17 protein-coding genes are annotated in these 14,350 nt (G+C 46.4%); 2 read left to right on the top strand and 15 right to left on the bottom strand.

Annotation, left to right across the window (positions count from 1 at the left end):
- Positions 1–19: 19 nt before the first annotated feature.
- A complete protein-coding gene (locus FYJ35_RS05860) occupies positions 20–829 on the top strand; it encodes a hypothetical protein (RefSeq protein WP_154524503.1) in 810 nt (269 codons plus the stop codon).
- 48 nt (positions 830–877) lie between these two features.
- Here FYJ35_RS05860 and FYJ35_RS05855 read toward each other — a convergent pair whose 3' ends face one another.
- The 14 genes from FYJ35_RS05855 to FYJ35_RS05800 form a co-directional block, all read right to left on the bottom strand.
- On the bottom strand, positions 878–1,405 hold the full coding sequence (locus FYJ35_RS05855) for a phosphatase PAP2 family protein (RefSeq protein ID WP_154524501.1): 528 nt from the start codon (positions 1,403–1,405) through the stop codon (positions 878–880).
- A gap of 156 nt (positions 1,406–1,561) precedes the next feature.
- A complete protein-coding gene (locus FYJ35_RS05850) occupies positions 1,562–3,640 on the bottom strand; it encodes a beta-galactosidase (protein WP_154524499.1) in 2,079 nt (692 codons plus the stop codon).
- Positions 3,641–3,673: 33 nt separating this feature from the next.
- Positions 3,674–4,291 carry a carbohydrate ABC transporter permease gene (locus tag FYJ35_RS05845; RefSeq protein WP_235906416.1) on the bottom strand — a complete coding sequence of 206 codons (618 nt, stop codon included), beginning with the start codon at positions 4,289–4,291 and terminating at the stop codon, positions 3,674–3,676.
- 260 nt (positions 4,292–4,551) lie between these two features.
- Positions 4,552–5,523 carry a carbohydrate ABC transporter permease gene (locus FYJ35_RS05840; RefSeq protein ID WP_235906414.1) on the bottom strand — a complete coding sequence of 324 codons (972 nt, stop codon included), beginning with the start codon at positions 5,521–5,523 and terminating at the stop codon, positions 4,552–4,554.
- Positions 5,524–5,716: 193 nt separating this feature from the next.
- Entirely contained in the window at positions 5,717–7,093 is a 1,377-nt protein-coding gene (locus FYJ35_RS05835) for an extracellular solute-binding protein (RefSeq protein WP_154524495.1), read from the bottom strand.
- 101 nt (positions 7,094–7,194) lie between these two features.
- Positions 7,195–8,289, bottom strand: coding sequence for a LacI family DNA-binding transcriptional regulator (locus FYJ35_RS05830; RefSeq protein WP_154524493.1), 1,095 nt, complete (start codon positions 8,287–8,289; stop codon positions 7,195–7,197).
- 397 nt (positions 8,290–8,686) lie between these two features.
- A complete protein-coding gene (locus tag FYJ35_RS14825) occupies positions 8,687–8,815 on the bottom strand; it encodes a hypothetical protein (RefSeq protein ID WP_268892531.1) in 129 nt (42 codons plus the stop codon).
- A gap of 42 nt (positions 8,816–8,857) precedes the next feature.
- On the bottom strand, positions 8,858–9,274 hold the full coding sequence (locus FYJ35_RS05825; protein WP_154524491.1) for a hypothetical protein: 417 nt from the start codon (positions 9,272–9,274) through the stop codon (positions 8,858–8,860).
- A gap of 462 nt (positions 9,275–9,736) precedes the next feature.
- Positions 9,737–10,357 carry a hypothetical protein gene (locus tag FYJ35_RS05820; protein ID WP_154524489.1) on the bottom strand — a complete coding sequence of 207 codons (621 nt, stop codon included), beginning with the start codon at positions 10,355–10,357 and terminating at the stop codon, positions 9,737–9,739.
- A 44-nt stretch (positions 10,358–10,401) separates the two neighbouring features.
- A complete protein-coding gene (locus FYJ35_RS05815; protein WP_154524487.1) occupies positions 10,402–10,890 on the bottom strand; it encodes a hypothetical protein in 489 nt (162 codons plus the stop codon).
- Positions 10,891–10,998: 108 nt separating this feature from the next.
- Entirely contained in the window at positions 10,999–11,649 is a 651-nt protein-coding gene (locus tag FYJ35_RS05810) for a 3'-5' exonuclease (RefSeq protein WP_205839734.1), read from the bottom strand.
- Positions 11,618–11,803 carry a hypothetical protein gene (locus FYJ35_RS05805; RefSeq protein ID WP_154524483.1) on the bottom strand — a complete coding sequence of 62 codons (186 nt, stop codon included), beginning with the start codon at positions 11,801–11,803 and terminating at the stop codon, positions 11,618–11,620. The genes FYJ35_RS05810 and FYJ35_RS05805 overlap by 32 nt, the downstream gene beginning before the upstream one ends.
- Before the next feature lie 71 nt (positions 11,804–11,874).
- Positions 11,875–12,024 carry a hypothetical protein gene (locus FYJ35_RS14395; RefSeq protein WP_205839733.1) on the bottom strand — a complete coding sequence of 50 codons (150 nt, stop codon included), beginning with the start codon at positions 12,022–12,024 and terminating at the stop codon, positions 11,875–11,877.
- Positions 12,025–12,221: 197 nt separating this feature from the next.
- A complete protein-coding gene (locus FYJ35_RS05800) occupies positions 12,222–12,743 on the bottom strand; it encodes a helix-turn-helix domain-containing protein (RefSeq protein WP_328597050.1) in 522 nt (173 codons plus the stop codon).
- Between the two features lie 301 nt (positions 12,744–13,044).
- Between FYJ35_RS05800 and FYJ35_RS05795 the strand changes: the two genes are divergently transcribed.
- Positions 13,045–13,263 (top strand): hypothetical protein, encoded by a 219-nt coding sequence (locus FYJ35_RS05795; RefSeq protein WP_154524479.1) that lies wholly within the window; start codon positions 13,045–13,047, stop codon positions 13,261–13,263.
- Between the two features lie 45 nt (positions 13,264–13,308).
- On the opposite strand, the gene FYJ35_RS05790 is transcribed toward FYJ35_RS05795, so the two are convergent.
- On the bottom strand, positions 13,309–14,350 hold a 1,042-nt coding region (locus tag FYJ35_RS05790; protein WP_154524477.1), incomplete at its 5' end, for a tyrosine-type recombinase/integrase.

Raw genomic sequence — 14,350 nt, 5'->3', positions numbered from 1 at the left:
CCAGTTGTGGAGGTGTCTTTTGAAAAACCAGATTTTCGTCGCAGCCTTATCCGCGACGCTCCTTCTTTGCTCTGTCTACTCGCTTCCTGCTCTTGCGGACGATCAGGCTTTCGAGGATTATTCAAAGAGAGTGAGTGAAGAGATCGCAAAACGGGGTGACAGTGCAGAAGATTACTACGAAAACCAGGAAAAAGAAGCCGGAAAACTGGCTGCTCAGGAAAGCACCGAGGAGGAGACAGAGACAGCCGAATCCCGCGTGGATGCAGAAGATACTAGTCCGGATGGGAAGCTTTCGATTACTTCCTTTCACGGATTTCCATGGGGAACCTCTGAAGAAGACATCCGCAAAGAGGTCATCCTGCCTGACATGGAGAATACCATTGATTATTCACTGAAAGGGATTGATGCCTCCGGCCGGTCTCTCACCGGTAAGGCCGCTCTTGAAAAGAGTGGCATCACCACTCTCGGCATCAAGGGATACTCGATCGGCGGGTACGATGCCACTTCTTTTTACGTGTTTGAAAAGAAAAAACTGACCGGCGGCGTCTATGAATTTTTCATGGACCAGGATGCCTTTCTGGATCTGACCAGCCAGTGTACGCTTGCCTACGGTGACCCGACGGTGTCAGGCGGGGACAAGGACGATGACACCCATCAGCCCTATGCGCTCTGGGTCGATTCAGACAGCAACTTCATCTTCGCGGCGCTCAGCCTCGGTATTATGTATGGTCAGAAGACCAGTGCGCTCCTCAGCGTGTTCTCTGACGGCATCCAGGACACCTGCGGCATCGACATCGAACAGGCAATCGCTGAATCTGGTCATTCCTGAGGTGCTCTTCCTCATCTGTTTCCGGTCTGTCCGGGCCGGATGAGCAGATCAGATTTCAGCGTGTCTTCTGACTTGTATGGCGTCCGCCCCTCTCACGGCGATCCACCCGGCCAGTATCCCGATCAGCGCCCCGGCCAGCACATCAGTCGGATAGTGTACATACAGATACAGCCGTGAGAAAGCAATCAGAGCTGCCAGAATCCCTGCCGGTATCCACAGTCTCTCTTTCCTGAAAAACAAGGCAGAGACAACGGCAAAAGAAGCGCTGGTATGCCCGGACGGGAACGAGAAATCAGTCGGCTTCGCAATCAGCAGCTCTACAGCCGGATTGACCGCGAACGGACGAGCTCTTGCGACCAGCGGTTTCAGAATGAGGTTACAGGGAATCGCCTCCAGGACAAGCGCCGCCGTCACGACAAGCCCCAGCTTTCTTGTTCTCGGGAGAATCAGTAAAACTACCGCCAGCACCAGCCAGACCAGTCCTGCATTCCCGAGCGCGGTGATGGCCGGAAACAGATGATCCCCGACTGTACTTCTCAGATGGTTCTGTATAAAATTCAAAATCGCCATATCCATATGGAAACCCTCTCCAAATAAACAATCGGCCTGTCAGAAAACGATCATACTCTGAAATCGTGTCTATTTTGTATCCAAAATAAAGAAGACACATCCTCAAATCTGAGGATATGCCTTCTTTCGACAATGTTGTTGGTTCTCTGTCAGATGATCCTGTCAGACCTTCAGTACCAGCGTCTCATATGGGGCCAGCAGTCTTTCTCCTTCCAGCTCCTCCCCTGTATACAGATCGACCGACTTTCTTTTAATCTGGATCAGCTGCGGTGTCTTCTCATAGTTCAGGACGAACAGATACCCCGGACGGTTCTTCCCGGTTCGAAGTGCAATCTCACAGCCCGACGGAGCTTCCACAAGATCCTTATAAGATTCGATCACATCCAGCTTTTCAAAGAATACAGCCGCCGTCTGTTCTGAGAAGCAGCCTCCGAAATAGTAAACCTTTCCCTTTCCGACGCTGTTTTCAATCAGTGCAGGCGTCCCTGTATAGTAAGAATTCTTGTAAGTTCCTACTGCCTTTGCTCCTTCCAGCGGCTGAAGCTCATCATTGAATACCGGCACCTCCACAGATGTCCCATCCCAGTCTGCATGAATCATGCCTTCATCCGCAGCAGTCAGGGTGAACTCCGTGACATCTGCGCCAGTCAGCTTTGCAGCGAGTCCCGGGAGATTCTGCTGTACGCATTTCCCGGTCGGATCCTTCAGCCCTGCGCGGCAGCCGAACACCAGCGTTCCCCCCTGTTCGACGTAGGCTGTCAGAATCCGGACCTGGCGCTCTGTCAGGATCACCGCATGCGGATAGAAGACAACCCGATGCTGGCTCAGCTTCTCCACAACTTCGCGATCATCCGCCTCGGACGTATCTGACTCTTCCGACGGCAGATAGATCAGATCGACAGGAGTATGCGTATGCTGGGAGGCCGCATACAGCCCATTCATGCTCATTCGGTCGAGGGCCCCGTGCCACTCGTCGAGTTCCGCATCGAACTTATTGTCGTAGGTTTCAATGATGCCGACCTTTGCCTCATACTGCGTCCCGGCCAATTCAGACATTCTGACGAACTTGTCATGAATCTCCCGAACCTCGCGGATTCTGCGATTCTCCCTTCCGGAATAATCCAGGATGCCATGCCAGTAGATCTCTGTCCCCATCGTGCTTGTCCGCCAGCGGAAATAACTAATATAGTCCGCCCCATGTGCAATGCTCTGCATCGTCCACAGCGTGATCTGACCGGGTCTAGGAGTCGGCGCTTCCATCCCCGTGTTCCAGCCATTTGCGCCGGACTGCTGCTCCATGATGCCAAACGTCCCCTTCAGCGCACGCACCTCATCCAAGTTCAGCCCCCAGATCCGATCCTTAAGTGTTGTCAAAGCAGTGAAGTGTGAATGGATGCCATATGCCATATTCGGGTAGGAATCATACGTCATAAAATCCAGACTGTCGCGCGTCATCCGGTGGTTGTCCAGATCCGCGAATAATCCGTTTGTCGTGATGAAATCACCTGGCTTCACATATTTCCGGAGAATGTCACTCTGAAGCTTTGCCCAGCGGCATGCAGAGTCCGATACGAAGCGTTTGTAGTCCAGCACCTCATGGGGATTCGTGTTATTGCTCAACGTCGTCCTCGGCACATACACTTCCCCCCAGGCCGTGTAGGTCTGATTCCAGAACGCCGTTCCCCAGGCTTTGTTCAGATTCCGAATGCTTCCATACTTCGCTTTCAAAAACTCACGGAAGGCCAGCGTATCACTTTCCGAGTAAAATTCATTTTTCTCACAGTTGATTTCATTGTCAAGCTGCCAGCCGATGATGCATGCCCGCTTTGCATAGTGAGCGCCAAGCCGCTCTACGATGTTCCGTGTGAATCGCTGATAGATAACAGAATTATAGTTATAATGTCTTCTCGCACCGTGCCGGTAAAGCACACCATCCTGGCGCGCATTCAGAACTTCCGGATACTTATCCGTCATCCACGCCGGCGGTGTCGCCGTCGGCGTGCAGAAAATCACCTTCATGTTCTTCTCTTCGCACAGATCCAGGAATCTGTCAAAGAAGTCATAAGAGTATTCTCCCTCCGCTGGTTCGAATACATTCCAGGAAAATTCTGCCACCCGGATGACTTCGATGCCCGTCTCGTGCATCCTGTCCAGATCCTGTCCCCACAGTCGCTCATCCCAGTGCTCCGGGTAGTAATCCGTTCCCATGATGATGCGATCACCATTCAGCAGATAACTCATGTTGGTTTTCCTCCTGTTCTCACTCATAAACTGTTATTCTTTCACTGCCCCTGCGGTTAGACCAGACATAAAGTACTTTGACGCACAAAGAAATGCAATTAGGATTGGCAAGACCGCACACGTACTTGCCAGCATCATTGCACCGTAGTCCGTCCCTCGATCTCCGACCATCCCCCTGAGCAAAAGCGGGAGTGTCTGCATTTTGGGAGATTTCAGCACCATCATGGGCTGCATAAAGTCATTCCATACATTTACAAAATTCATAATTCCAAGTGCCGCATAGGCCGGTTTCAGAATCGGTGCAATCACACGGAAGAAAATAAAGACTTCCGGACATCCATCTATCCTGGCTGCTTCTACCAAAGCGACTGGGATGTTATTTTTGCAATACTGCCTCATCCAGTAGATTCCAAATGCATTCGCACAATTCGGAACAATCAGCGCCCAGAATGTATCAATCCAATGGAATCTGCTCATCATAATGTACCATGGAATCACACCGGCCGTTGCCGGGATCATCATCGTTCCCAGAAGAATTGCAAAGAGCGTATTTCTTCCGGGAAAATCATAGACGGCAAATGCGTATCCAGCGATGGAGCAGAAAAACAATACCAAAGCCACATAAGAAACCGTTACAATGCAGCTGTTCATAAATGACCTCATGAAATTGACCTGCTCATTCATGCTCTTGAAGTTCGCAATCAGGCTTTTTCCAAATGTCATATACGGCGGGAAATGGAATATTTCCGATGTTGTATGAGTTGACATGACGAACATCATATAAAAAGGAAGAAGCATGATCAATGCCACAATGATCAGTACTGCATATAACGCAATCTTTTTCCCACGAGGAACAAATTTTCGTATCAGAATAAGTATTACGGCAATCGCCGCGAACAATAATAGCATTCTCATACGCCAGCTGCTCCTTTCTGCCTTGCAGCCCTGCGGCGCTCTCTTCTCATGCGCTTCATATCCTGATGTGCAATATAATCAGGATCGCTCTTATCGGTTGTCCCTTTATTAACAAGAATCGAAATCAGCACGATCATCATTGTTATGATATATGCAACAGCAGAAGCATATCCATACAGTGTTCCACCCTGCGGCGCCTTGTTGAGCAAGTACATCATCAGTGTCAATCCGCCGTTATTGGTTCCGCCATTCCAGTTCTGATTGGTCAGGATAAACGGTTCCGTAAAGAGATTAAACATTCCGATCGTCGACTGTATCACCGTAAAGATAATGATCGGCTTCAGCAGTGGAATACAAATCTTGAATAAAACCTGTGTCTGACTAGCTCCGTCTATGGATGCCGCCTCATATATGTCACTGCTGATTCCCTGCATTCCTGCCAGGTATATGACCATATTCCATCCAACCCATTTCCAGGCAAACATCACAATAACCGCAACCTTGATCAGGCTTCCATCTCCGCCCAGCCAGTTAATCTTGTTTCCACCAAGCAGGACATTAAAATAGTTGATAACGCCATAATTGTTGCCGAACATCTGCTGAAAAACGATTGATATGGCAACTGCAGATGTCACCATTGGCATAAAATAGATGGTTTTGAAAATATTCTCGCCCTTGATGAGTTTTGAATTCAGAATAAAGGCAAGTGCAAGTCCCCCGAGCAGGATCGGGATGTGCGCAATGATTCCGATCACAAGTGTATTTTTAAGCGCTCTCCAGAACAGAACGTCCTTGAATATACTGATATAATTTTCAATCCCGATGAAATGCATCTGAGTCATTCCATCCCAGCGGAAGAAGCTCAGATATAGTCCATACACAATTGGAAATAGTCCGAAAATACCAAACAAGATAAAAAACGGCGCAATATAGAGATAAGCAACTCGATATTTCTTTAATTCCTTCATGCCCTTTTTCCCTCCTTCCTTTATCCTGGTCAGACGGATACTCATCACAGGAACATATCGATTATTCGAGAGTCAAATTCTGATCAATTATCAGCAATCAACAAGCTGATCGTAAGCAAAAAACGGGCTGGACTGAACGCAGCCCAGCCCGTTTCATCTGATATTGTCACTCTCCAGCTTTTTTGCAGAAGAATCAGTCGCCATCCCAGACGCCTGCGTCCTTCAGTGTCTGAATCTGCTGCTTTTTGAGCTCTGCAGTTGCATCCTCAATATTCTTTCCAAGCAGATCACGGATTCCCTCCGCATCAAGTCCTTCCTGAAGTCCCTGGTTGACCGTCGTAAGAATCTGTCCTTCTGCTGTTACATCCATCTGTGTTGTGTAAACCGGGACTAGCTGCTTGGCAAGTTCTACCCAAAGTGCTTTCGTCTTTTCTCCACCAAAATACGGATCCTCCTCATCATAAATCGGATCCCCGTATGCAGGAGTATATGCCGGGAAGTAGTCTACTGCCTGGAACATCGTGTTCTGACCTTCCGCTGTGCAAAGCATATACTGAATGAAATCCCAGGCAGCTTCCTTATTCTTGCTCTGACTCGGGATTGCAAGGAAGGAACCGCCCCAGTTCTTGACACCAATCCCCGCGGGCAGATTGCACACAGCCCAATGCCCTGCCCCATTCGGGTCAATATCTGTTTTCAGGAATCCGCCAAACCACGCTCCGGAAGCAACACAGGCGATAGTTCCGTCCGCATATGCTGCATAGGCTTCCGTCGACCACATGTCGACATTCATGTCCAGCCCCTCTTCACGCATCTTGATCATGGCATTCAAACAGTCAATATCTCCATCCCGTTCAAGCTTCAGATTCAGCTTTTTGTCGTAATAATCCCTGTTCTGGAAAAGCAGCTGATAGAAGTATGCAACATCCGGGACAAACCATGCGTCTGTCTTATCCTTGACAGTCTCCGCCGCTTTTATCACACCATCCCATGTAGAAAGAAGCTGATCGACTTCTTCCGGGTCAGTCGGAAGGCCTGCTTTTTCAAATATATCTGTCCGATAGAACAGTGTCGCCGGTCCGATATCCCATGGAATCAGTTCCATCTTCTTCCCGTCATCCGATACACACTGATCCCACTTAAAGGACACAAAGTCATCCTTGTAATCCGCCGCTCCCAGTTCGTTCAGGTCTTCAAGTGCAGAAGAATTCCTGTACTGGGCAACATACGCACCTTCAACCATTGCTACATCCGGCGCTCCGGAACCCGCTGCCAGAGAAGTTGCCAGATTCTGATGATAGGATGTTGTATCCGTAAACTGAAACTCTACGTTAATATTCGGATAAAGCTTATTGAACCCTGGCAGAGCTGCCTTAAAGGCATCATCTCCGGAAGGCCATCCCCCTACAACTATATCTGCAGAGATATCCGGATCTCCTTTCAGCTGTTCAGATGCAGCCTCAGTCGATGCTTCTGTAGAATCTCCTGCAAACGCAACTGCCGCATTTGCCATGCCTGCGACCATGAGAACTGACATTCCCAGCGCAAAGTACCTGTTTGAATTCTTCATGTTATTTTCTCCTCACTTTCATTGATACAATATGTCCGGCATTGCACCAGCTGTATGCAATGCCGATTCTGGTGACTGGCCAAGCCACCTGAATATCCTGATTACACAAGTGCATTTCTATTTTTTACACTATCCCCCGGAAATACCTTGATTGGAAGTTTAGAAATATATGCGATCTTTTTGCGTTCTATTTTATCGATTAATAAATTAGCCAGCCGTTCGCCCTGATATCTCGGGTTCACACCGATATCTGTAAGTGTCGGGTAATGGGCATCTCTTTGGTTGGTACAGTCAAAGCTGACAACCGATATGTCGTCCGGCACCCGTACACCCATTCTCTGCAGTTGTGCGATCATACCAAATGCCATTTCATCATTGAAGCAGATGACTGCTGTCGCATCTGTATTTCTCTGAACAATGAGGTTTGCAGCGATTTTCCCCTTTTCAAAATAAGTCTCCTCAACTGAAAAAGGGTTCATATAATCTGCTCGGAATTTTTTCAGCTCCTCCATTGGTCCAAGCTCGCTGTAATGGATTCCATAGAAATAATCGTACAGGCGGTCCTTAAACACATTCCGCATTGTATTCTGCCATGCGATGCTTCTCGCATTATTGTCTGTTCGTGGATACGGTCCAGCGTAAGCGATATTCCGATGTCCGTTTTTTCTTAAATACTCAATGGCACGGATACAGGCTTCATACATATCGAATTCAACAATCGGAATGCTGACTGCATTTTTCTCCTGATTACCGAAGCTGGCCGCTACCACCGGAAGAAAATAATTTTTCCCATACTGCTCCGCGTAAATCGAAGCAAGCCTGTCATTTTGTAATATAATTCCATCAACCATGATGTCCCTGATTCGGTCAAAATTGATAGCGGCATTGAACAATACCAGATATCCACGTAACTGAGCGGCCTCAATCATTCCATAGTACAAATCAACATTGAATGGGTTTTGCATATCCTTGCAAAAAAACAGAATCTGCCGGCTTCTCACTTGCTGGAGTGTCATTGCAACTGGATGCGGTGTATACCCATACTGTTTCGCAAGGCTTAGAATCTTCTGCTTTTTCCCCTGTTCAACATACCCACTATTATTCAACGCTCGTGATACTACAGAGACAGAAACTCCTGCCATCTCAGCGATATCTTTTCTTGTAATCTTCTTATCATCTGTCGATGGCAACTTCATCTTCTATCCTCTCTCGTCTTACTTGTTTCACCAACATAATAGTAATTTGAGAGGTTTATTGTCAATTTAGCAATATATGGTCATGTGTCCACACTAATTCATTGGTGCTTTTCACGAAACCATCTCAATAATGCAAATATCTTTACCTATCATCAGATTCCGCACCTGCTAGCAACCAGCAGATTATGTAGCTGAATGTAGCTGAAATTTTGAATTGTAGTTGAATGTAGCTGAATGTAGTTTTGATCATTCAAAAAGAGACCCGGCAAGGCCATAAGGTCTTCCGAGTCTCTTCTCACCTATATTCAGTTCCCTCTTGTTCTCAGCCACATCCAGACAAGAACAATGCCCCAGAACACTAGGGCGCCTGCAATGATCAGGTTCTGCGCCATACCGGTCACGCTTTCACATGCGCTGCCGCAGCATCCTGCGCTTTTTCGCGCAGATCTCTCAGATGAACAAGCAGTGCGTAGAACCCAGGAAGGACAACAATAAACAGCAGAAAAAGTGCAATAAAAGTAAACATAGAAATCCTCACTTTCTACAATTTGCAATGTATATATTTGCATCAGTAAAAAGTGAGCCTTCCTGGTCCTTTCCCGTCCTGCCTCTGGATATAGCTGAGTACCCTTCTGAAGGGCAAATTGGGTGATTCAAATCTTCTGCGGATCGAAACGGTCAGAATTGTGAAGAGAAAACGGCACAGGATGAAGACAAACGGCACTGTAAAAAGAACCCTTGCCTCTTTCCTGCTCCAGTGTTCCCAGCCAGTACTGGCATCGACCCGGATCGATATCTTTTCCGGAAGTCTGATGGGCAAGATCTCATCTTCTGCGACGCCCCTCAGCACGGCACGAGCCGCGGCATCCGGAAACTCGAGATTCGAGGCTTGGTTTGCAGCCGAATGAAATTCATAGGAAATGAGTACAAAAAGAAGAGCGAATGAAAGATATCCCAGATATCTTTTTCTGTTTCCTCTCTTCATATCTCTGATCTCCGAGCAATTGCTCTATTTAACAGTTCAGCCGAAGTACCATACATTCCATTGATTGAAAAAAGACCGGCGCACCAATTGCACCAGCCTTCATTTCCCTGCATGAAATAAAAAAGCTGCTGACCAGAATCGAACTGGTGACCTCCACATTACCAAGGAACTCCGAGGCCATTTCCGGCACCTCTCCTAGCGCCAGATTTGGCTTAAAATCAAGGTTTCTCGCGCCAGCATCACGTCACAACCTTGCCCAACACAGCACCATTTTTATCAGGTTGTTGGGCAAATGTTAGGCACGTTTTCTGCACCGTGTGCCTCCTTATTCGTCATCAAAGATTGCACAGCCGTCTTTGCACAATGGGTATGGTCCACCGCACGACCTGCAGCATCTCGGCTTTGACCCACTCCAATTTTTTCTCTTTCTTCGCTCACTATTCCTGTACAATATTCCTACTTTTATATGATCGAATAGATGCCAAAGATAATGCTCGCTACTATGGTAATTGCAAGTGACGCACCAAGTACAATTGCCTTTTCCTTGTTTTGGGTTTTGCTCAGTGCTAAAGTAATATAGTTGACGTCGGATGTCTTTATTGAATAAATGATCCCTGCAATAATTCCCCACCAAAGGACTGTTTCAAGAAACTTTGGAATCCATCTTCTTACGTTCACTCTTCGGTCATGAGATGATTGACTGGAAAGTGTAAAGAGCCACCGTATATCTATTCCTTTATATGGCTTCCAACATAGTGTCTGCAATTTGTACATAATATCTGCAACAACAGCCATTGCTTTAGGATAGTCAACGAACCCTCCCATGTAGTAAAGTCGGGTTTCAACCGCCATATGACCGATGAAGGAAATCGGAAAAATAACAACAGATATCAAGATATAAATACATAACACGTTGATATAAGGAGAGGCAGAAAATGCCAACTTAAACAACTCGCCTATCTTCATTTTATATCCAATAAGAAAAGTCAATAGTACAAACACCCCTTCTAATGAATATCCTGCTATAAAATAGCAAAAACTTGCAAGGTTGCCTAATGACCTCCTATGTTTCATAACATCCATACCGCCCATCTCCTTCTCGGTATTTCTTAGTCGTATGCCTGTTTTTATTCATCTATCATATATTTGACCAGTTTTACCAGACCATATACACTAGCTCCAATCACTCCAGCAACAGCAAGGTATCCCAGTTTATTATCTGAAGTATCAGTCTTGGGTATAGACGCCCTATTCATACTGCTCTTGTTTTTCTGCTCCATGAACTTACGAAAGTTCTCTTCTGCAGAAAGTTCAGCTTCCATTCGCTTTTGCCGTCTCTGCTCGGACAAATCATTTTTTACTTTTTCTACAAGTTCCGGTGTAATATTCAGTTCCTCTAAAATATTATCAGGCCATTCTAAATAGTTATAACCGCGTCTGGCGTATCCCCCATACCCGTTATCCCATCCCTTTTCTATTACAATTTTTCTCCCTTTCTCAGTTACATTATAGTTGCCCATTTCTCCAGAAAGATACCCGCGTTCTTTTAATATTCCGTTCATCACCTGAGAAGAAACATCCACCATTTCTCCTAACCTTCTAGCTGATAATCCCATTATGATTCTCCTATCCTATTTGCGCAACTGTTAGCCTTACTCTCATATTCACAATATTGTTCTTTCTCACCCGTTGAAGGGCCGATTAGGTGATCTGTGCATTTCTTGCTATGCTATGACCTGCTTCAGTGCATCCAGGTTAATCATGTCTGCAATACAAAGATTACTGAAAGTAGCCTCTGTTTCATCTCTGATCTGCGATAAACTCTGAAGATACTCTTCTTTATCCCTTGTTGCCATATACAAGTTCGCTGTATTTCTAGCATCATACAAGGCGTCATGTTTCCTTCCTGAAAAGGAGATTCCTGAAATGGACAGTGCATGGTCAAGTCCTTGCGGTTCTTCTGCCCTAATCAGTTCGTCATACTCATGCTGAAAATCCACCCAGTGTTCAAGAAGGTAGCTGATGTTAGCGGATGGTATGATCTGCTTCAGGCTGATTTCTGATGTGATCTGAATAAGATCGCTGTCGCTCCAAGCATAAACTTCTACATCGGTCCCGTACTTCAGACACCACGATGCAAATTCTTCAATCACTTCCTGAAACTTACGTGCACCAGACAATTTTCCATCTGTAATTCCTGTCAAATCACGAATTGTGTTGGATAAACGATTTGAATAGGATGGTCTCACATACTGTCGGAAACAGCTAATCTCTTTGCCGCCATCATCCAGCATCACAGCTCCGATTTCTATAACCTCCGAGCGGTATATCCTGCGTATTTCCTTATCTTGGATTGGCTGCATTTCCAAGTCCATAAAAATTCTTCGCATACTCTTCTGTTCTCCCATTCTTGGTCGCGGTGCTGCAGATTTTCATATGCCCACTGACCCCAATCTTTCTGGCTGTTTCAGGCTGCTTTGTGATCAGATCCAGTATCCGGATCATCTGAATCCTTTCCTGCACTGTCATTGTCATTACCTCCAAACTTTCGGAGGCCCCCGGGTTATCGTCCAAACCCGGGGCCATCTCCGTCTGGCTTATCAGTTCTCCCGGGCTGACAATCTCTTGTTTGCTGCGTAACCCATCAGCATTACGAGGATGTCATCGAGCGGACCAGGTACTGCATCTACCGGTGAAATCACATACAGTGCGATAAGAATGAAGATGATAGCTTTAACAGATTTATCCATAACGTTCCCTCCAATGTTTGATTACTTCCCTTGAAAGATCTTTCTTGTTTCCTTTGATGGTTAAACTATATCTCCATTGAACTTGTTCTAACATATTTGGATATGCGGAATAAACATGGCTATTTCCGCTATAAACGCAAAAAAGCACCCCGGTTTCCCGGAGTGCGTTGTACCTTCATGGTTCTTGATTTCTGTAGTTATCTATCTTTTCTTTTTGCCTTTGCCTGATTGTAGGCAGCTATGTCGATTTTCCCCTCGGCAAGCATCTTTTCAGACCAGAGCCTGAGCGATTCCACCGTCAGGGACATCTTCTCAAGTCCATCCTGAATATCTATGAAATCCTCAATTTCATCCTCTTCAATCTGCCCATCTGCCGTAATCTCGATCAGGCGCTCTTGCTTCTTTTTCGCTGAATTCAAAAAGGAAAGCATTTCAAGGACAATCTGTGTAAGTTCTTTCATCTTGACTTCAGGAACATACTGCTTCCCGATTTCACATTCGTTAGCGCAATAATAATTACAGAGCTGGGGAGCCTTGTACTTTTCTGCCATGATGACCACTTCATCTGGATGGGCAATAGACTTTCCGCTTTCGATTCTCTCAATACGGTCAGCCTGGATACCCTCCATTTCCTCACTGGCCTTCTCCCTGGACCATTTCTGGGCTTCTCTGAGCTGCTGATATATATTCTTGTTCTCTTTTGTTGACACGCGAGCCACGGTATTGTCCTCCAATCAGGCAAATCTACTCTTCCCAACTGCCTGTCAATATTCTACCATATGTCAACAGATACTGCATTCTGCAGTATCGATATGAAATCTACCTATGCAGATTTCAATATCACATTTCATATTGGCAAGAGCCCATCAGCGATAATACCGGCCGGGCATCTCTTTTTCTGTCTGGGATGCGAAATAGCCTGCGTTATTTCGCAGTTTCACATATGTTGCCAATCTGCGACATCACTTATCATATACTTGTCCATAAAGACATATGCCCACCAGATTCGGAGGTGATGATATGGGCATCCTGTTGATGATTCTTTTGTTGTTTCTGTTTTTCAGATTTACCGGATTTCTATTCAGAATCAGTGGGAGGATTCTCGGCGCAATATTCAGTCTGATTGGCTACGCGGTGATTGGGATGATCGTGGTATCCCTGTTGGGGATGGCATTTTTTCTTCCACTGATCCTGCTAATTGGTATCGCTGCAACTATCATTGCAGCTGTAACGCAGTAAGCCACAGCCTGGTCAATATTTGTTATTGGCCAGGCTGTTTTTCTGTCACAGACTTTTATTCAGAATCGAATCCAGTACTTCTGCTGCATGTTCGTCCACCTTCTCGAGTTGGTGAGCGTATATGTCCTCCGTAGTGGATGTCTTTGAATGCCCAAGGCGGTGGCTGACCTCGACGACGTCCAGACCTTCTGAGATCAGCAGGGTCGCGGATGTATGACGGGTCCCATGAAAATTGATGTCCGGGATGTTTCCATGATATTCCTCGTTATATGCCTGGATGATCTCATGGAACTTATGGCTGACGGAATCCGGATGAAGAGGACGTCCCGTTAAGTCCGGTCTGGTAAAAACGAAATTCTGGTCAAACATCTCCCCACGCTGACCCTCCCAGTAGTTCCCCATCTGCATACACGTCTGCATCTGTTCCCGGCGCCATGACTTAAGTGATTCAATGACGTCTTTTGATACAGCGATGGTTCTGACAGAAGACTTCGTCTTAGGTTCCTTCACAGTCAGCCCTTCGCCGTTTCCGAGCCTTGAGATCACCTGCCTTACAGAAACCGTCTTCTTCTCAAAGTCGACATCACACCAGCGAAGTCCGCATAATTCTCCTCGTCTCATTCCGGTATGCAGCTCCAGGTTGAAAAACTCTCTCCAGACTCTGCGGATTGTATAAGACCGGGTATAGTCATCCACCGTATATGTTTTCCCTGACGATCCAAGAATTCTTTCTTTTCCCTTTACTGAGTGATGGTAGGTCAGAGTCAATGCTTTCAGAAATTCCTGTGCCTGCTCTGCAGTCCAGAACCGTATTTCTTTTTGAACCGCCTTCGGAAGCTCGCATCGTTTTGCAACATTTTCCTGTATAAGCCCCCACTTATATGCCTTCTGCAGAATTCCGCTCACAACATAAAATGCCCGGTGCACCGTTCCCGGGGCAGCTCCGTTCCGTACCATAACGTTTACGACGTTCTGAATGTTCACCGCCGTGATCTTGGAGAGCTTCATGTTTCCAATAACAGGATAATAATAGTCCCGGAGAGCTTCCTCATAAGTCGTCAGCGTATAGGGAGCCAGATTCTTGACT

This window comes from Porcincola intestinalis, assembly GCF_009696445.1.
In the GTDB taxonomy this organism is placed as follows: Bacteria; Bacillota; Clostridia; order Lachnospirales; family Lachnospiraceae; genus Porcincola; species Porcincola intestinalis.
The sequence above is the reverse complement of the archived record's forward strand: the minus strand, read 5'-3'. Positions and strand labels throughout refer to the sequence as shown.